Raw genomic sequence first — 18,068 nt, forward strand, 5'->3', positions numbered from 1 at the left:
TAATTCTATATTTTCTACTATATATTGCTATTTTCTTCTTGAAGTTATAAAAACCTTTAAAAACAGCAGCAGCCTACTACCCTTTCAAGGTAGTAGGCTGCATTTATTTTATCTTTTTCTCGAATTGCTATATTTTAATGGTGTGAATTCTACCAGACTAAACAAACGAAAAATGTTACTTTTATGGACATGTCACCAATGTCACTTTAAAAACTGTTTACGAATTCTGAGAAACCAACAAATCCAAGACCTGTAAGGCTCTACTGTCTGTTCCATGACATGTCATTTAAAAGCCTGATGTTCCATTACATGCCATTGCTAAAGATATGAAATATTCTTTGGTATCAGTTCCAAGTCCATATATTACCTGACTTTCAAGCTCCTCAATTTACTTCCATAACATGACACGCTGTATAATCGAATATCAAAATCACTCACATCACCCCAAATCATCTAGAAGAACTCGCAAAGTGTAACTAATAATATAGCCAGGATACTCCCACCAGACTCTTTAGATATATTAGTCCCTACTTTTAAATGATTTTACCGTAAATATAGGAATAGATGGAATTAGCACTCACAGTCCCCTCTCGACTAAAAAATTTAGAAGCCCCATTATAAGTTCGAAGTTCATCATATAAATGATCCAACGTCAATCCAATACATTGAAACCCAATACCATGTTCCATCATCTCATGCAATTTATTATCATCAGCTGGATCAAGCTCAAAATTACCTCTCATCGGGTGACGTTTTGCAATAAGTCTTTCAAAATTATCGACTAAAAAATATAACGAATCCTGTTCTGTAATCTTATATACACTTCCATTTTTAAAGAAGCTTCTTTCTAACATAAGTGACTGGAAATTCGTTAATTGAAAACACTGTCCTAATAAACGGTCAAGGGTAGACTTCTGCTCTTCATCATAACTAGTCATATTGAGAGGAGGCGTATATGTGTAATATTCGCGCAAATATTTAAAATCCACAAAAGTTCTACTGATTTCCTTCTCTACGATACATAAGTTGTCCGAGCAAAAAGTATTCTCAAACACGTTACAAACTTAAGTATGATTGATATCCACTAAATCTTCAATATCTAGATTAGAATCTAAACATAGGCTAGATAGCATTCCATGAAACAAACTGTAATATAATAGCAAATAATATGCCGTTATACATTTTGAGCTAAGCGCTAGCTCTGCCTCTTTAAAACATATTGCCGATGCAAATACTTCTTTAATAGCCCTCCACTGTCTTATTTCCCATTCAACCATAGTCAATTTATTATCATCTTTAAATATCAATGAATATTTTTGCATCCAGTTCTGATAGTATTTTTCTTGATCTTTTTCATTACTTAAATTCTGATCGAGAAGATCAAACCGATTAATTATGTATTTAGAGTATTTATTAAAGCTCATTTAATTACCGCCTTGTATGATTTATGGTTCTTGTTTAACATTTTATTAATTCAATATTGGAATAACCATGGAAATACACTATCTCATTATAACATTAATTATTATGAGACATGTTCTATGTTAAAATAGAAATCCTGCTCTACTTATTATAAGTAATGCAGGATTACGCTACTGTTAAAAGATTGGCATAAACAAATTTGTTACTTTCATAGACATCACCACTGTCATTTCAAAAACTGTTTACAAATTTTGAAATGACAGCAAATCCAAGCTCTGTAAGGCTCCATTGTCTGTTCCCTGACATGTCATTTCTTATTCCATGACATGCCATTACAAAAACAAAACGATGAGTCCTTAATTTATCTACCTTTGCATTATATCAATTCACTTCTATTACATGTTATGGAATGGTAATCATCTTGATTGGATAAGGCTTTGAGTCCATAAGTTATCTGACTTTACACTAATTTTCTTTCCTTCCGTGACATGCCACATTCATACTGCTAAGGTTTAGTCAGCAGTTCATTAGGTTTTCTAAGCGACAGAAAAAAACATAGTATAATAAAAGTCCCTAGACATATCCATGCAAAACTATCACCCAATTTGCTATATATTGAGTTTCCTTTCCCAAGCCTTACTTCACCTACTAAAACAGATCCACCATCCTCTACATCACTAGATACCATTTCTATAATACGACCTCTACTATCACTTAAGGTTAATAATCCCCACTGCCCAGCTCGTGCTACTGCGTAATTTCCTTCAACTCCCCGCATAATTGCAACACGCGCATGGCTCCAACCATCATCATGGAAATCCAGTGCAGGAACAAAGACAATATTTACTCCTTGCCTACTGTAATCCAGTGAAGGCTGTGTAAAATCCATATCTTTACAAATTCCAATGCCCCATTTATCTATGATTCCAAGATCAGTTCCTGGAGTATACCTACTTTCAAATGCAGATAGCAGATGTTTTTTATCATATTCTAAAAGCACTTCTCCTAACGGCGAAAAGACATAGGAGGAATTGTAAAGTTTCATTTTATCTTTTCTAGTTACTCCTACAATTAAATTTACTTTATTCTTTTGTGCTGCATTACTCAGGTGCTGAAAATTATCGTCATGAGTCTCTATAGTAATAATCTTTTCTGGCAGCAAGACAACTTCGGCCCCTGACTGTGCAAGAAGATCAATCTTTTGAATATATCGTTGAATAGTGTCTGCAACTTGTTGTTTATCCCTGTTTGTTGCCACGACTAAGTATTGTTCTAAATTAGTAGAGATAGAAGCAATACCGATTTTTATATTGGCCCCCTCAACAGGCGTATGCAAGCGGTAAAATCCAAATAGAATCACAAATAAAAGTAGACTTAATGAAATTAGATTCGCTTTTATGCTTAATCTTCGATTTTGAGGATAATGATAAGTTAAAGCAATACTTGAAGGGAGAAGAGCCATCAAAAAAGTAATTCCCCAGATACCTGTGATTGATGCAATTTGAATAAAAGATAAGTTAGATACTTGTGTATAAGCAATGCTATTCACAGCTCCATGAGGAGAATATAATGAAGCAATGAATTCGTAAGCAGTTAAACCGCTCGCAAAAACAAGGCTTGCATACCCACCTCTCCATCTGACAGCAATATGACGGAAAATAGCAAGTACACTTGCAAATGCAGTTGCATTAATAACAAGCAAAGGCCAGTAAACAGCAAGGGGAAGCACCGCATGAGGATTGCATGATCCAAATAAGTATGAAAAGAATCCCGTCAGAAATGTGGAAACTAATGATCCTTTCAATGCATATGTACAAAGAAGTAAAAGTGTAATCCAAGAAAAATACCAATACTCAGTAGACAAATAATATGAGACTGCACTGAGAAAAATTGTAAAAATACAATGTAGTAGGCTATAAAAATTACTCCACTTGTAACTATTTATAATATTTTTAAAGCTTTTTCCTAATTGCATAAATCATTTCCTTCTTCCCAAAGCTTTTTTCGTGTTACCTCTGATTCATTAATTCGAATTATATACCATATTTTCCCTGACAACAATAAAAACCAGCATATATAATACTGGTTCATACCTGCTTATATTTGCTTTTTATGGATCTAATTTAATACTATCAAAGTGTTACTTTTATGGACATGGCACCAATGGCATGTGCATAATCGACACCACGTCAGCTATACCCAATAGATAAGAAGATAGGTTTATCTTCCGCTTTAGCCTGTTGGAAAGCCTCATCCCCCCACGAGTACCAGTTCACCGGATTATAAGCATGTTGCAGTAGGTATGGAGACTTTTCCTGAGCTAATCTATTGGGTATCTTGTTGTTTGGCATATGACCACCTCCCCTGTATATGTTATTAACTTGGTATGATTATAGTTTATTAACGCTAGCATCTGCAATATCAAAATTTTGATTCACTATACACCTAGATAGGAAAAAACTTCTCAGAACAGCCTAGGCTAATGAGAAGTTTCTTTTCATGACAGGCACCGTCACCAGTCACTTATAAATTATACGCAGGATAACTACTCTCTACCTTGTCGCCGTTGGGCAAATTCATCAGCCGAGTATACACCGTCCTCATAACTGGTGTATACCCGTTTAGTGCCTTATCCTCCTGGCTAACCTTATCCATTTTCTGTCCTATCATAGCACGTAAATCTTTAATAGCAGCCTCGTCCTTACTTCCAGTAACTGCCGCGCTAACGTTAGATAAAATTCCATCAAAAAGGGCATCAAAGAAATCTTGGTCTAATCGTCGCCCCACTTGTTCACAATTCTGTCCATCAGGATATTGACGAGTACACAATAAGGAGATTCACGATGGGAAAAGCACTAAAAACATATTTCATATATAATGTTGTACAAGCTGACCTTGAACTGCTTTCCAGTCCAGTTTGGAAATTTAATATTGTTTTGTCGCGCTCCTTTCGAGCTCAATGTCGAGTCTATCTATGAATGACGTGAAAGCCTCGTTGACATCGATTCCAATGCGATCAGATAATACTAGAATCCACCAAAGACACTCCGCAAGCTTGCCTTTAAGCTCGGAATTCACATCTCCATTATATGCCCATCGCCCCTCAGAAGCCATAATCAGACGGCCGAGGACACCGACATCAGTAGAAAAAGCAAGCATGTCCTCTTCAGTTGTCCATACATTCTCATGGTATTGTTTTTCGAGTTGCTGGTAAAGCCTGCGCACACGCATAGCGCGTTCAGTGGCCTTAGTAAAATCAATTTCAATATGTCTTGGAAATTCTTTACTCATATAATCTCTCCTCCATAATTAAACGTTATTGCACCCTATAAAGTTCCTTTTTTGCGTTATTCTTCTCTGCTAGTGGATTTTTATGCGTTCAATACCCTCATGCGTTACTCCAGGTAACTTGCTATTCGCATTAAGTATTGTTATATAAAAATAGGCTCAATTCATAAAAATTGTTGACGAAGTTCAAAAACAGAAGCCGCCTGAAATGGACGACTTATTAGTGAACATCAACCCATTCACTTGGACTTGCTAAGTCAGCGTGGTCAGGAACAAACGATTCAGGAGCTGTAGCGACAAAGCCTTCAAAAACGCTGATCATCGATGATGATCAGTCTTGGCTTAGGGTCAACGGTCAATAATATGTGAATCAGGAATATCTCTCATGATATTTTCACCATAAGCGGAGCCTGCTGTTTGATACCCAGGCATTAAATCTCCATTTAAGATCCGGCAAGCAACTGCAACAACAGACAACGAAGTTAGTGTATACCCTGAAGGTAGGTCTGCAATTGAATAGGCAGAATCGCCATCGGTCCCAATCACTTCCACAGCTAATTTACTTCTTCCCCCAGCACGTTCTTCGGCTGTTGGCCCATCTGGAAGATTTTCAATATCTGTAGGATTAGTCGTCAGTACAGGTAATTGCAACTGAAAGTATTCTCTTATATTAGGAATTGATGTAGATTTATAGGACACGATAATCCCTCCTAGCGAGGTAGGAAAACACTCTTGCGGTCCTTCACCAAAATCAAAAACCTTTGCGCTAGCTTCGGTGATTTGTTTCAACTCTCCATTATCTCGAATCAGTAAGCCGAGGTCCACGATGTACTTAGAGCTTTTAACAGAGCCTTTCGAAAATCCGCCATAATGTCTAAATGCGACGAAAAGCTGCTGAGCACGTTTCACTCTTTTCGCTGTATGGACAACTAGGGCGTCGTAGGCAACAAACAGGCCCGCTCCGGAGATCATCATGATCCCAGCTTCCTTCGCTTGTTGATCCAGAGATTCAGCGAGTTGGTAAGTTGGCATTTCGGCGCTAATATCCAGATAATGAACTTTGCTTTGAAGGCAAGCATGCATTGCATTCTCGGCAGTAAGGGCAAAAGGTCCAGCCGCATTGATTAAGCATACCCCTCCCCTCAAAGCCTCTTGCCATGCCCCGAAATCACTGGTTTCAAACACGAAGTTGGGCACGTTTAATCGAGAGGACAACTCAGCTACTTTAGCTTTATCTCTCCCTGCAATAGCAAAATTGATATTAAGTTCCTTGAGCCTCAGACAAATTAGTTTACCAGTGTAACCAGTTGCTCCATAAACTAAGACTTTATGATTATCCATCAGTGCCACCCCCACATAATTACGTTTGCTATACTTTTTGCTTATTTTACCTCCATATATTATGTTCCAAAACCATTTTCTTTATTGTACACAAGGTAATAAGACAACAGTATGTCATATTATAATCAGTTTTCATAAATTTTTAATGTTTCCCTTATTCGTCTGACGATTGTTTTTCTGATATGTTCCGGTTCTAGTACCTCCACGAAATTACCAAATGACATAATATAGCTATAGAGCCATTCTCCCTCTGGAAGCAGCGCCACCAGTGTTATACTTCCATCCTCATTCTGGCAGAGAAGTGAATCATCAAAATATTCATAGATACGGTTTAGAACCTTCGTCTGAAAGCGGAGGTTTAATGAAATTAGCGGCTGCGAAGACTCATTTGTCTCTTTAGTTTTCTCTTTAGTTTTCTCTTTAGACGAACTTTTGCGTTCAAACGTTTCAGCCATTACTTCCAAATTTTTCAGACGTGATATCTTAAAAGTCCTCTGCACTTGCCGCTGCCGACAGTAGGACGCTAAATACCAGGCATTACTTTTGAAAATAAGTTTTTGTGGCTCTACCAGTCGATTGCTTTTCTGTCCTTCTCCATTTATATAGTCAAAGCGAATGACATTTCGCCGCAACATGGCCTGTTTAATGTTATCAAACTTGTTTTTTTCGTTCGAGGCACTTCCCCATGGAGAAAAGTCGACTTCCACCCAATCATGATTAGGTATATTTTTAAATAATGCTCCTAGTTTTTCCAATATTCTATCCAATTCTGGATAGTTTATTACCTGCAAAGTTTTAATCGCCATTAGCAAACTTTCACTTTCCTGCTCAGAGATAAGCGTTCTATTTATTGCATAGTTCTCCAGCAAATGAATGCCACCACCTTTGCCCTTGTTCATATATACAGGCACACCAGCCGACGAAAGCACATCAATATCTCGATAGATTGTCCGAGTCGAGACGCTAAAACGATCAGCTAATTCTTGGGCAGTAGCCGTCCCTTTATTAAGCAAAATAGTTACTATCTCAAATAATCGATTCATTTTCATGTTATCACCCAAATTAATTATAGCACTAAATACGACAATGCAATGTCATATTTAGTGCTATATTTTCTGGTGCATTAGCGATTATATTATTGAGTATAATCCAGCACCCAAACTACTTATCGTCAATAAGAAGGCATTCACTACTCGGTGTCGATTACGAACATGCCATCAATGGCAGCACGAATATCCACTACTGAAGAATACTGGCTTATCTTCTCGCTTTGCCTTTTCAAACGCTTCATCGCCCCAAGGGTGCCAATCTACTGGATTGTAGGCGTGTTGGAGCAGATAAGGACTCTTCTCATTTATTAACCGATTTGAGCTTTTGTCCACAAAATCACCCCTATTTTTCAGTTCCATTACATAACATATTCTTATTTATTATGTACAAAAAAAGTATCAGTAATATCCCTGATACTTTGGTTATTTTCTCTATTTAGTTATGCCATTAATTCTTGTAATTTATCAAAAGCAAATCTAGCGTTCGGATAAGTAATAGAACCTCCAGCAATTACACCAATTTTAATAGCTTCAACAATTTCGCTGAAATTTGCTTTTGCATTTAAACAACCTTCTAAATGGTATAAAATACATTCATTACATCTAGTTGCAAGTGAAATGGCCAAACCCATAAGTTCTTTATGCTTCTTACTAATTGCTCCATCTGCATACACTTTATCATCCAGCTTACCAAATTCAGCAAAGAAAGAATCTGCTTCAACCATCACTTTATTATATTGCAGTCGATATTCTTTCATTTCTTCTACCGTCAATATAATCCCCCCAAAAACCAATAATTCATTTATTATATTACTTATTATTCCACATACGTAACTATATCCCTCTTTTAATGCCATTTAAACTATTGGCTATGTTTAGATAATGTGACAATTTTAATGGAAGCCAAGATTAATTCCATTAATTTACATTTAATGAAGATTGTTTATTGAATCTATTCGCTTATAATGAAAATTGGCGAGGGGTTTAATAGTGTTGATTATGTTGTAGTAACAATATAGGTAAGACATCCATCAAACCCGTATTTACAGGAATATCGTGAATTTCCTCTCAATTTCGTGATTTTCTATAACAACGCAAAATGGGCACTCTCGATAATTGATTTCATTTGACATAAGCAAAAAGGGTGTCCGACGGGGTCAAGCATAACTCTCCAATTATTAGAAAATTGCTCATCTGCGATTGTTGCTCCACAATGGATTGCATATTGAACTGCTTTTTCTAAATCATTAACGGCGAAGTCTATATGTGCCATTTGCTGTTGAGCTTCAGGCTCTTCTGGCCACACAGGCGGTTTATACTCAGGATTCCGTTGAAACAATATACAAGGATATGTTCCCTGATTGGTTCCTGGAGCGTATACACATGCCCATTCTTCATCGATAAACATTATTTCCCACTTGAGCAACGCCGCATAAAATTTTGCTAATTCATGCGGTTCTTTGCAATCCACCGTAAATGAGTACATTTTGATTTTCAATTCATCATCCATAACGCTAATACCTCCTAATATAAATAATCTGCTCTACAAATTCCTATTTATCGCTCACAATTTTCTACTATTGTGTCTGTATTTAATTATACAACATAGTAGAGTAAATTTCATATTCATAACCCAATATAAATCAAGAGTCCTAATGACTAAAAAAAGGACTTCACCCCTAAAATTGCATCCCTCTAATTTATACGCCAGAGCAGGGTTATTCATCCTTATCCCCATTCCAACACAATTGTTCGCTTTAATTGACGTTTTACCATTAAAAGTGATTCACTACTTGTTGGCCTAAAGCATAAGCCAGAACAATCATCATCCTGAGAAGAATAAAGCTTTTTGCATATACCACATCTAGGAGTGACTGGCTTTACTTTCTGTTTCACACTATCACCTTCTAACATTATGTAAACTTCCCTATATTAATCGTATCCTCTTACTCACCCTGCGTAAATGGCTCTAGCGCATTTTTATAGAAAAAAATAACCTCCGTCAATCCATTGACAAAGGTTCAATACTGGTTCCTTATTTAATATTCATCCGGTAACAACCTCTTTACCGACTGTGAATATCACAATGAAGTACATCAACCTCTAAACCATCAGCAATAGCAAAAAGAACATCAGTGAGTACGCCTTAGTAGAATTAGGTGCTTCAATTTTACTAAGATAACTTTTGCTAATTGCAATCTTATCAGCTAGTTCATCCTGAGACAGTCCTCGTTTCATACGGTAGTAAGCAATTTTTTTAGCAATCTGTCGATAACGAAACATGCATTAACTTAAAAATGTAACATCTAATGGATTTCTATCTACTAATCGCTTATAACTATACTTAGGATATCCAACCATAACCGCAGCTGTTATCTTTTTTCCTTCTGGAATATTGAATAATTTAAGCATCGGTGAATTCTCAATAAATGCACAAAACTCAAAAATTCCAGCCCAACAGGATCCAAGTCCTAGTGAAGGAGCATATAATTCTAGATAAGTCAAATATGAAACAGAGTTATCTCTGGCACTTCGAAGATCTTTATCTGCAATAGTTATGATTAAGTTAGGAGCACCGCGGAAAATTGAATCAACTCCATCTTCCCTGTAACTTCTGATATCTTCTTCTACTAGATACCTTAATGGGGAATTTTCCATCATCTGAATAGAAATTTCAGTAGCTTTTTCAATTAATTGTTTATTTTCAACTACCACAAAGGATATACCTTGACTATTTTCTGCAGTAGGAGCTAGCCTTGCAATATCAATTAATTTTGTTAATTTCTCTCTAGATACTGACTCGTCTTTATAATTTCTTATGGAACGACGCGACCTTAAAAAATGCTCTACCTGCTGTGCATTTAACTTAGGAAAATCTTTTGTATCAACTTGTTGTATTAAAGGTGTTTTTTTATTATCTATAGCGGCATTAGGGCATATAGCAACACAATGTCCGCAGGCAATACAAGTGGTGTTTGCTATTTCTTCTGGTCCCTTTTCTCCCATTTTTAGAACATATACTGGACATTCTTTAATACAAAGTTCGCATTTAATACATTTCTCTTCATTTACAGTTATAAGTTTCATTTTAATCATTTCCTTTCAAAATAGTTTTTTAGCACTCATATGCTAAAATAAAAAGTGTTAATGCCTTTTTATTCAGTAAATTCAGTAATTTACCGCTGCGATTACTCCAGATATCTTTTTTACACATCATACAAATAATCTTTTGTGCTTTTCTCTGTCATAACTACCTCCTTTAACTACTAAATATTATTGCCCATCTCTTCTGCAAGGACAAGAGCTCTAGTAGATACTATATCTCCTTTACTGTTAACACCTGGAACAACCAAATAACCTCTATCTGACCATTTTTGATAATAGGCAATCTGTTTATATGTGCTAATAATACCGCTAAATACAGATTCATCATCCTCTTCTCCACAAACCAGAAGCATACTTTCCTTTATATTTAGCTTCTTCTCTCCAATTATAAATGAATAAGTTTTGTCTATGACTGCCTTAAGCTGAGTCGGAAATGCATCCGCGTTACTACTTCATTTTCTAATTAGTGCATTATTCATAATAACGATTTAAATTTTTCAGTTTTTTACATAAGATAAATATGCCATAATAAGAGGATGCGGAATTTCATATGTAGAACTTAATTGCGGTTGGAATAATGTTGCAACAAAGAAATTATTTTGTTCTAGAACCATGATACGAGCTTCACCTTCCCCATCAGTACCTATAACCTTGAAACCATTTTGGTCGAGTTTGGCTTGAAATTCTTTGTTCAATCCAAAATTGCAATTATATTTTTCTTCAATTTCTGTAGTACCATAGATATCGTATATTTTAGAGTTTTTAGCGATAAAGATATGCCGTGTTTGTCCTATGAGAGAACACGATAGGGCATTAATGAACATATTGGGCGAATAAGGGTCAAATTCAACATCTTGTATAGCTTTAATTTGCAATACATTCCTAGCATATTCGATGACTGCGTGCTGAAAACCGCCACAAGTCCCGATAAAAGGATAATTGTTTTCTCTTGCAAATCTAATAGCATTAATAGCACCAAGCATACTTTTATAAGGGCTTCCTGGTGCACACCATAATCCATCAAAACTATTTAATTTTTGTTCTACTCCTCCTTCCAAAGACTTCGTAGACAACCATTTTGATTTAAGAGTTAATCCAAATTTGACAGCACAATGTTTTATAGCTTCATCGGTTGCTATATGCGATGGACGTCCATCATAATCGCCAATTATACCTATTTTAATTACAGAACCCATTTCTCTTATCTCCTTAAAAAATTTATGTCAAAATCTCAACTACACAAATTATAAATTGAACGAAACATCTTGAAATAAGACTATATAAAGTTATTAAAATTCATCTACCATCTACCATCTACCAAAATTTCACTAATTATATCATACGCGGTAAATAGAACACTGGATGTATATTCTATATAGCCTTCCGTGTAGGGAGAGATTGCTAGTGATTTATACTTTGCAATGAATGCTTCAAAATCAAATGAAAAGCCAGTAAAACCAAGCCCTATAAGGCTCTATTGTCTGTTCCATGACATGTCATTTCTTATTCCATTACATGCCATGGAAAACAAGATCCTTACACACCCTCCGTTTTTTTAATAGTCATTTAATTAACTTCAAAATTTTCTGATTTAAAATTACTATAAAATCTTCCCTTTTGTGCTGTGAATTTTAAAACGCAATAATCAGGGTCTGATACACCTAAAGGATAATACATTGTATCTCCCTCACGCCAAATCATTTTTTTAGAATCACTATCTTCAAGTACTTCTATCGTTCCCTTTAACATCACCCCTCTGAAAAAGCGTTTATCACAAAAATATACACTTACGTTTGGGCATTCTTTATACTGCCTTACTCTCATAGACGAAGTGTTTGTAGTAAAATAAATATCCCTTATTCCTTCTCTTTTTCTTGGCGGTAGCATAGCTTTCATATTTGGAAATCCTTCACTATCTATAGAGCCTATAAAAGAAACATCTACTTTATCAATTAAGTTACCTACCGTATTCTCTACATCTTTCATCTTAATACCCTCCTTGTGAATTTTACTGCTTTGCCATTTATTACTCATGGTAACATTTAACAGATAGGTAGTAAATTACACACTTTTTTGTGGGTATTCTTACGCTTAATTAATCAATAAATCCTTTCGCCTTTAACACATCTTCCATTCCATTTTCCCGCATAAGCTCAATCCCTATATGTTGCATAATGGTGATGGCTTCAATCATCTTCTCTCCACGTTGTGTTAAAAAATATTCAACCTTTAGAGGGTAACCTTCAAAAACATTTTTATTTATCATGCCACAATCCAAAAGTTCTTTTATATGTTCTATAAGCATTTTTTGATTAATACCTTGTATGTTTTTTTCAAGGCTTGCAAGTGATGTATTACCAAGCCTTAGCTGCCATAATATAATCGGCTTCCATTTGCCCTTGGTAATGTCATGTGTCAGTTCTAATGGACAAGTGTAATCTCCTCTTACTTTCAATGTGTTCACCCCTAAAGAATAATAATTACTAAAAAGAGATTTATAACATAAATTACAATCCACTTCTTTATCAAACAAGAAAAGTCTTTGAAGAATGTACTTCAAAGCAATATTATAGAAACTTATAAACCTTTATCTTTTACCAAAATTCAATTCACCTCAAAATAAGCTCCTTCTGTTAATCGATAATCGTTTTAGTTAGCTTCTGCTGCAGAAATAAAAATCCTGCATCACCTATTACAAGTAATGCAGGATTTTACGTCATTTTCCTCAAACTATCGCAAATAAAAATGTTACTTTTATGGACATGGCACCAAGGGCATGTCCTTCTCCACAAAGGCTGGGGGCTACTACTTTATGATTAAACATACCTTCTTCTGTCCTGGGCGCTTTGAACGTGAGGCAAATGAGTTTGCATGGCAGCTGCTGTTTGATGAGGAGTGCTGTTCTTATAATAATTTTACTATTTTTCACTAAACGCGATTTTCACTCCGATAAACGCAAATAAGGTTCCTTGTAAATGGCTAATCTTTTTAGATATTACTGGATTTTTGCGGAGATACGCCCCTAGTTGCCCTGCAAAAATATTCATTAGACTAAAGATTAGTAAAGTTTGAAGAAAAAATAAAAAACCGTAAATAAGCATTTGTTCGGTAACATCGCTTGTCGAATTATCAACAAACTGTGGTAAAAAAGCTAGAAAGAATAATGAGACTTTTGGATTTAAGAGGTTCATAATTATTCCTCTTCTATATATCGATTTAAAACTAACCTCTATGACGCTCCTCTCTGTATTGTCATTGAGGTCTAAATCACCTTCGCGAAATGTTTTATATGCCAAAAATAATAGGTATGCGGCTCCAGCATATTTTATCAGTGTAAATGCCAGCGACGATTGATAAATTATTGCTGATATTCCAACGGTGGCAGCCGTAATATGAACAATAATACCTGTACACAGTCCAAGTAGCAAAGCCATACCTGCGTTTTTGCCTTTTGAAATACTTTGAGTTAGAACGCAAAGATTATCTGGTCCTGGCATTAGGGTAAGTAATATAGAAATACCCAGAAAAGACATAATCGAGTGTATGTCCACTTCTTATTCCTCCTTTCCTGCATTTTACAACATTATAGCATACAAAATTAAATCAATGTACTATGTTGAACATTGCCGCTTGGTGGCAGGAATGCCCTAGTTAATTGTCGAAGCAATATCGAATTACAAAATATTACCAAATAAACTATCGAAACTATGCATAAACCATACCTATCCTATTTACTCTTCTCATCACTATATCTCTCATTACTCCCGTCCTAGCGTCCTCATCCGGCACCCTCCATCTCAGCTGAGGTTGCGGAAAAAATGTTAATTGACGGCAACAAGCGTTTCCTCTCCGAGAAGTACGCTGACCAATTTATAATAGTTTTTCTCGAAGCCTCGTCTTTATAGCAAGCATGACTTTTTCTCAGTCCAATTGTTTACAATACTTCAACGCTAATTTGAGAATCTCTGTAGCATATCTGCCTATAAGTTCCCCATAACCATGCCAATCTTCATACCATCAAAGAAGCCCTTGTTATAGTGCATGTAGGTAGCCGTTACCATCATTAGAGTAACGGCTTCACTCACTTCCCCCGCCTGCCCTTCTAATAGTAGATCGACTTGCTCCATTAGCCTTGTATATTCACTTGAGAAGTTACTAAATTGCAACTTCTCCTCTGCTTTATCCTGACGCATCAGAATAAATTCCTGCCAATCACGCAGGGCATCCCCTTTATCCATCCATCGTCCGGTAAGCATACTTTTAATAGGTACAGTGATTTCTTCTTGCCCCTTTTGATCTGGGGGCAGAATCTCCTTCATTCTATCTGTCAATTTTCTTTGACAGCGCCGGCTTTTCCTCTTTCGCTTCGCTATTACTGACATCAATTTATATCCCCCCATATTCATACTGCATGGAGCTTCTTCTATTCCTCTAGCTACATATAGGAATAGAAGAAACCAACACACAGCTACTTAATGGGAGAAATTAAAAAGCCCATGCGAGGTTTTTTAAACCTACACATGCGCTTTGCTTCGTCTTGATTGCATGCAGACGCTCAGCTTCTGCCAGAACTACAATCTTACTATCCCGAACATACCATCCCTTGTTTTAAAGGAACGTTCACGGTATAATAAATTGTCGTCGTAGACAGGTAACTGTTACGTGTAGGTGCTTATGCCACCTGCTCGTGCCTGAGAGTGCTCTAACACTCTTAGGACACGGCGACTTTTTAATTTCCACCTATTTCTAATTATATTACTTTTCTTTGGGATTGCAAGCAAAAAGTACTGTGGAAAATCAGCTCTTACAGTAAGACTTAGGCTGCTACAACATGGAAACTAAAAATCCGATATCGTACATTATCTTAATTAAAATATAATCCTGCAAAGCCAAAGCTTTGCAGGATTTTTTTCAGGAACGTAAGTGACTTACGCCAATTATGCAAAATACTTGGCGACGTATTGATAACTCTCTAAAATTCCTATCCAAGAGATTGCATTAGTTTATAAAAATACTGGGTATCTTGTATTTTATGAAGCTGATACCAACAATCTAAGGTCTCATCTGAAAATACATCAAGTCGCTTAAAAACTTGATACGCTAGCTCTATCGGCGCTGTACCACTTGCAGTAATGAGATCACCATCGGTAACTGCACTTTGAAATTGAAAGTTCTCTTCCCCATGATAATTTGGACATTCCTTCTTGAGATATGCAAAATCATTACTAGTGTGCCGATATGTATCTAAAATTCCGGCTGATGCAAGTGCCATAGTAGCACCACAGATGGCGGCTACTGGAATACCTTTATCTAAACAATCTTTTGCCTTTCCTAATATCAAAGCATGACATGAATCCATCCACGTTTCACCGCCAGGTAGTAGTAGCAGAGCACAATCCTGAGTATTAATTTCATCTATACTTCAATCCGGTATGATTCGCAACCCTCCCATGGTTGTAATCGGTTCCTTACTTAAACTGACAGTTTTAATCGTAAATCCTGGTATCCCTTTTTTAAAAAACCGTCCTGTTTTCAATTCAGCGGTTATATAGCCCCACTCCCAATCCGCCATTGTATTGAGAATATACATAAATATAGTGTTTTTACTCATTGAATTGCCGCCCATAACGACCACTCCACTCTTATTGTATTTTTTCGTTTCATTATGTCCATATTATCAATTATCATACTGCTCCCCATGATAATATTCTCTGACTGCTCTATGCTCATCTACATATACATAATCCCGACACGGCGTTATGGAAACACATCGCTATATTGGGATTTATAAGATCTGTTTATACTTATCCAACAACGTTTCTGTCTGAAAATAAACATTTAATCCATCATTCACTATGCTCATAGAGCGCGCTGTTACCCGGTTATCTGCTGAGGTTGCCAATACCCAGTACTTATTGCTCCCTAATACATCCAAGATTTCTTGTTCCAACTGCTCATAATTAAGATCCATAAACTTCCTCCTTCTAGCATGGCTTTACATACATATAAGAACATTTGTTCTGAATACTGTATCAAAAATATAAATTATAGTCAACACTGACAACAAAATGTTACTTTTAAGGACATGCCCCCAATGTCATTAAAACACTGTTTACAAGTTCCAAGCCCATCAAGGCTCTATTGTCTGTTCCATGCCAATATATTTATTCTTCCTATATATTGAAATATAAAATCCACCTAGTTTTACAAGTGTAAATTAGGTGGATTTATTACGTTATCTTTTCAGAAAAATAACATTTAATAGCTGAAAATTGTCAAACTACAACCACATATCTATGATCGACTTCATACAACATTTTTTTATATTAACCTTGGTAATTTAAAAGCATCCCTTATTTTTTGATATTTGCTCTATTAGGTACACCTCTTTCAGAAAATTTTTCTTCACTAAAGAAATTATATTTTTCGATCTACAAACAATGATATCCTCTTGCTCACCCTGCGTAAACGGCTCTAGCGCATTTATATATATTTATTTGTGTATCACTTATTTCCCAAAATAAGGTTATAATGTTAGTCAAAGATAACTTTTAAATGGGGGAGTTAATTTGAAATTTGAATATCTAGTTGAAGACCAAAAATATATACCTTTAATAGCTACTTGGCTACACAAAGAATTTGTAGAAAACTTTAAGCCTGGCATATCATTAGAAAATGTAGTTCAGAAACTTTATAGTCACAAAAAATTAGAATTTCCTATAACTATTATTGCTAAAGAAGGAGATCAGTGCATTGGTACTGTATCGCTATTTGAAAATGACTTTAAAGGAATGAAAGTAAAACCATGGCTTGCTTCACTTATTGTTGACAAGCAACATAGAGGAACTGGTATAGGTAAAGGATTGATTAACGAGATAACAAATGTAGCTCTAAACATGGGCTATAAAAAATTATATTTAAGAACTGAGCATGCAGCAGAATATTATAAAAAACTAGGTTGGCTTTTTATAGATAAAAGAACCGATGACTCTGGGATTGAAACAGAACTTTTTTCAAAAGAAATCAACTAGATTATGTGTCCAATAAAATTTCATGAATAGACATTTCTTCTTTAAAACTAATTTTTAAAATATCATTATAGGAAGGGATTGATGATATGAAAATCATAATAGTTCCAGCCACTCTAAGTCATATAAATGAATGTAAAAACGCGATTATGGATTCAGAGTTAGGAAATCGATATGCTACAAATAATGAACAATCTTCTATACTTTTTACTAAGGGTATAAATGATGAGGAAATTTATATTGCTACTGATATGAATGGTCAGTTCTTAGGTTATATCTGGATTGACTTAGATGGCGTCTTTTCAAATTTTCCATATGTACGAAGTATTGCTGTAAGCAATAAATATCGTGGTCAAGGCATCGGAAGGAAGTTAATATCCCATTTCGAAGAACTAGGGTTCAAGCAAAGTTCTAAATTATTCCTATTAGTTAGCGATTTTAATACACGCGCCAAAAAACTATATACCGAACTCGGTTATCAGGAAATGGCTATTATACCAGATCTATTTAAACCCGAAATAAGTGAGTTCTTAATGATGAAAGTAAAAATATAATTGCTTTAAATTTCCTTAAATTAGTACTAGTAGGTAAAGGCTCTTATATCTTTTTACACCAAAGAACCTCCGTCAAATGATTGACAAAGGTTCAATACTTATTCCTTATTTAGTATTAGTATTCATCCGGTAACAGCATCATACATGAGTCCACTAGCCATCTGCCTTAGACTCTTTCATTTCTCTTCTATAACATGCCACTGAATGGTTATTTCTGAATAACCTTTTTGCTAAAGGTGTCTACCAAATCATAACGCAAGTATTGCCCCCAAAAAGTGCTC

At 35.6% G+C, this 18,068-nt stretch carries 23 protein-coding genes and 1 pseudogene; 2 read left to right on the forward strand and 22 right to left on the reverse strand.

The window, feature by feature from the left end:
* Positions 1-533: 533 nt before the first annotated feature.
* The 22 genes and pseudogenes from FR7_RS15535 to FR7_RS15630 all read right to left on the reverse strand — a co-directional run bounded on the left by FR7_RS15535 (position 534) and on the right by FR7_RS15630 (position 16,176).
* On the reverse strand, positions 534-974 hold the full coding sequence (locus FR7_RS15535; protein ID WP_007933081.1) for a hypothetical protein: 441 nt from the start codon (positions 972-974) through the stop codon (positions 534-536).
* 90 nt (positions 975-1,064) lie between these two features.
* Positions 1,065-1,424, reverse strand: coding sequence for a hypothetical protein (locus FR7_RS15540; RefSeq protein ID WP_007933083.1), 360 nt, complete (start codon positions 1,422-1,424; stop codon positions 1,065-1,067).
* A gap of 503 nt (positions 1,425-1,927) precedes the next feature.
* Positions 1,928-3,397 (reverse strand): nitrilase-related carbon-nitrogen hydrolase, encoded by a 1,470-nt coding sequence (locus FR7_RS15545; RefSeq protein WP_007933084.1) that lies wholly within the window; start codon positions 3,395-3,397, stop codon positions 1,928-1,930.
* 214 nt (positions 3,398-3,611) lie between these two features.
* Positions 3,612-3,773 carry a DUF255 domain-containing protein gene (locus tag FR7_RS23290; protein ID WP_007933090.1) on the reverse strand — a complete coding sequence of 54 codons (162 nt, stop codon included), beginning with the start codon at positions 3,771-3,773 and terminating at the stop codon, positions 3,612-3,614.
* Positions 3,774-3,945: 172 nt separating this feature from the next.
* On the reverse strand, positions 3,946-4,251 hold the full coding sequence (locus tag FR7_RS15550; RefSeq protein ID WP_007933097.1) for a hypothetical protein: 306 nt from the start codon (positions 4,249-4,251) through the stop codon (positions 3,946-3,948).
* A 96-nt stretch (positions 4,252-4,347) separates the two neighbouring features.
* Complete coding sequence (locus FR7_RS15555) at positions 4,348-4,713, reverse strand: nucleoside triphosphate pyrophosphohydrolase family protein (protein WP_007933098.1); 366 nt, start codon at positions 4,711-4,713, stop codon at positions 4,348-4,350.
* A gap of 345 nt (positions 4,714-5,058) precedes the next feature.
* Positions 5,059-6,051, reverse strand: coding sequence for a saccharopine dehydrogenase family protein (locus tag FR7_RS15560; RefSeq protein WP_007933099.1), 993 nt, complete (start codon positions 6,049-6,051; stop codon positions 5,059-5,061).
* Positions 6,052-6,176: 125 nt separating this feature from the next.
* Positions 6,177-7,100, reverse strand: a complete 924-nt coding sequence (locus tag FR7_RS15565; protein ID WP_007933100.1) for a helix-turn-helix transcriptional regulator — start codon at positions 7,098-7,100, stop codon at positions 6,177-6,179.
* Positions 7,101-7,268: 168 nt separating this feature from the next.
* Positions 7,269-7,460: a DUF255 domain-containing protein gene (locus FR7_RS23295; protein WP_202800301.1), complete on the reverse strand. Its 192-nt coding sequence runs from the start codon at positions 7,458-7,460 to the stop codon at positions 7,269-7,271.
* Between the two features lie 80 nt (positions 7,461-7,540).
* On the reverse strand, positions 7,541-7,957 hold the full coding sequence (locus tag FR7_RS15570) for a carboxymuconolactone decarboxylase family protein (RefSeq protein ID WP_007940067.1): 417 nt from the start codon (positions 7,955-7,957) through the stop codon (positions 7,541-7,543).
* 227 nt (positions 7,958-8,184) lie between these two features.
* A complete protein-coding gene (locus FR7_RS15575) occupies positions 8,185-8,610 on the reverse strand; it encodes a VOC family protein (RefSeq protein WP_007933104.1) in 426 nt (141 codons plus the stop codon).
* Positions 8,611-9,165: 555 nt separating this feature from the next.
* Positions 9,166-9,383 (reverse strand): annotated as a pseudogene (locus FR7_RS23300) (helix-turn-helix domain-containing protein).
* 3 nt (positions 9,384-9,386) lie between these two features.
* A complete protein-coding gene (locus FR7_RS15585; protein ID WP_007933110.1) occupies positions 9,387-10,187 on the reverse strand; it encodes a nitroreductase family protein in 801 nt (266 codons plus the stop codon).
* 179 nt (positions 10,188-10,366) lie between these two features.
* Complete coding sequence (locus FR7_RS15590; protein ID WP_007933113.1) at positions 10,367-10,558, reverse strand: hypothetical protein; 192 nt, start codon at positions 10,556-10,558, stop codon at positions 10,367-10,369.
* Between the two features lie 144 nt (positions 10,559-10,702).
* A complete protein-coding gene (locus FR7_RS15595; RefSeq protein ID WP_007933114.1) occupies positions 10,703-11,401 on the reverse strand; it encodes a CTP synthase C-terminal region-related (seleno)protein in 699 nt (232 codons plus the stop codon).
* Between the two features lie 370 nt (positions 11,402-11,771).
* On the reverse strand, positions 11,772-12,191 hold the full coding sequence (locus tag FR7_RS15600) for a pyridoxamine 5'-phosphate oxidase family protein (protein ID WP_007933116.1): 420 nt from the start codon (positions 12,189-12,191) through the stop codon (positions 11,772-11,774).
* A gap of 109 nt (positions 12,192-12,300) precedes the next feature.
* A complete protein-coding gene (locus FR7_RS15605; RefSeq protein WP_007933118.1) occupies positions 12,301-12,660 on the reverse strand; it encodes a winged helix-turn-helix transcriptional regulator in 360 nt (119 codons plus the stop codon).
* A gap of 463 nt (positions 12,661-13,123) precedes the next feature.
* The gene (locus FR7_RS15610) at positions 13,124-13,756 is read right to left on the reverse strand and encodes a LysE family translocator (protein WP_007933120.1); all 633 of its coding nucleotides are present in this window, start codon (positions 13,754-13,756) and stop codon (positions 13,124-13,126) included.
* A gap of 429 nt (positions 13,757-14,185) precedes the next feature.
* A complete protein-coding gene (locus tag FR7_RS15615; protein WP_007933122.1) occupies positions 14,186-14,587 on the reverse strand; it encodes a hypothetical protein in 402 nt (133 codons plus the stop codon).
* A 599-nt stretch (positions 14,588-15,186) separates the two neighbouring features.
* Positions 15,187-15,624 (reverse strand): DJ-1/PfpI family protein, encoded by a 438-nt coding sequence (locus FR7_RS15620; RefSeq protein WP_337453689.1) that lies wholly within the window; start codon positions 15,622-15,624, stop codon positions 15,187-15,189.
* Between the two features lie 3 nt (positions 15,625-15,627).
* Positions 15,628-15,816: a type 1 glutamine amidotransferase family protein gene (locus FR7_RS15625; protein ID WP_139181562.1), complete on the reverse strand. Its 189-nt coding sequence runs from the start codon at positions 15,814-15,816 to the stop codon at positions 15,628-15,630.
* A 174-nt stretch (positions 15,817-15,990) separates the two neighbouring features.
* Positions 15,991-16,176 (reverse strand): pyridoxamine 5'-phosphate oxidase family protein, encoded by a 186-nt coding sequence (locus tag FR7_RS15630; RefSeq protein ID WP_007933128.1) that lies wholly within the window; start codon positions 16,174-16,176, stop codon positions 15,991-15,993.
* 598 nt (positions 16,177-16,774) lie between these two features.
* On the opposite strand from FR7_RS15630, the gene FR7_RS15635 reads away from it, so the two are divergent.
* Entirely contained in the window at positions 16,775-17,236 is a 462-nt protein-coding gene (locus FR7_RS15635; RefSeq protein ID WP_007933129.1) for a GNAT family N-acetyltransferase, read from the forward strand.
* 86 nt (positions 17,237-17,322) lie between these two features.
* Positions 17,323-17,787: a GNAT family N-acetyltransferase gene (locus FR7_RS15640; RefSeq protein ID WP_007933130.1), complete on the forward strand. Its 465-nt coding sequence runs from the start codon at positions 17,323-17,325 to the stop codon at positions 17,785-17,787.
* Positions 17,788-18,068: the final 281 nt, after the last annotated feature.

Origin of the sequence: Pelosinus fermentans DSM 17108 (genome assembly GCF_000271485.2) — a bacterium.
Taxonomy (GTDB): Bacteria; Bacillota; Negativicutes; order DSM-13327; family DSM-13327; genus Pelosinus; species Pelosinus fermentans.

Excerpts from the sequence above, each read along its gene's own strand:
- FR7_RS23290 (WP_007933090.1), bottom strand. The coding sequence starts at position 3,773 with ATGCCAAACAACAAGATACCCAATAGATTAGCTCAGGAAAAGTCTCCA.
- FR7_RS15625 (WP_139181562.1), bottom strand. The coding sequence starts at position 15,816 with ATGAGTAAAAACACTATATTTATGTATATTCTCAATACAATGGCGGAT.
- FR7_RS15615 (WP_007933122.1), bottom strand. The coding sequence starts at position 14,587 with ATGTCAGTAATAGCGAAGCGAAAGAGGAAAAGCCGGCGCTGTCAAAGA.
- FR7_RS15555 (WP_007933098.1), bottom strand. The coding sequence starts at position 4,713 with ATGAGTAAAGAATTTCCAAGACATATTGAAATTGATTTTACTAAGGCC.
- FR7_RS15545 (WP_007933084.1), bottom strand. The coding sequence starts at position 3,397 with ATGCAATTAGGAAAAAGCTTTAAAAATATTATAAATAGTTACAAGTGG.
- FR7_RS15590 (WP_007933113.1), bottom strand. The coding sequence starts at position 10,558 with ATGCTTCTGGTTTGTGGAGAAGAGGATGATGAATCTGTATTTAGCGGT.
- FR7_RS15630 (WP_007933128.1), bottom strand. The coding sequence starts at position 16,176 with ATGGATCTTAATTATGAGCAGTTGGAACAAGAAATCTTGGATGTATTA.
- FR7_RS15595 (WP_007933114.1), bottom strand. The coding sequence starts at position 11,401 with ATGGGTTCTGTAATTAAAATAGGTATAATTGGCGATTATGATGGACGT.
- FR7_RS15570 (WP_007940067.1), bottom strand. The coding sequence starts at position 7,957 with ATGGCATTAAAAGAGGGATATAGTTACGTATGTGGAATAATAAGTAAT.
- FR7_RS15585 (WP_007933110.1), bottom strand. The coding sequence starts at position 10,187 with ATGAAACTTATAACTGTAAATGAAGAGAAATGTATTAAATGCGAACTT.
- FR7_RS15540 (WP_007933083.1), bottom strand. The coding sequence starts at position 1,424 with ATGAGCTTTAATAAATACTCTAAATACATAATTAATCGGTTTGATCTT.
- FR7_RS23295 (WP_202800301.1), bottom strand. The coding sequence starts at position 7,460 with ATGGAACTGAAAAATAGGGGTGATTTTGTGGACAAAAGCTCAAATCGG.
- FR7_RS15575 (WP_007933104.1), bottom strand. The coding sequence starts at position 8,610 with ATGGATGATGAATTGAAAATCAAAATGTACTCATTTACGGTGGATTGC.
- FR7_RS15565 (WP_007933100.1), bottom strand. The coding sequence starts at position 7,100 with ATGAAAATGAATCGATTATTTGAGATAGTAACTATTTTGCTTAATAAA.
- FR7_RS15640 (WP_007933130.1), top strand. The coding sequence starts at position 17,323 with ATGAAAATCATAATAGTTCCAGCCACTCTAAGTCATATAAATGAATGT.
- FR7_RS15600 (WP_007933116.1), bottom strand. The coding sequence starts at position 12,191 with ATGAAAGATGTAGAGAATACGGTAGGTAACTTAATTGATAAAGTAGAT.
- FR7_RS15560 (WP_007933099.1), bottom strand. The coding sequence starts at position 6,051 with ATGGATAATCATAAAGTCTTAGTTTATGGAGCAACTGGTTACACTGGT.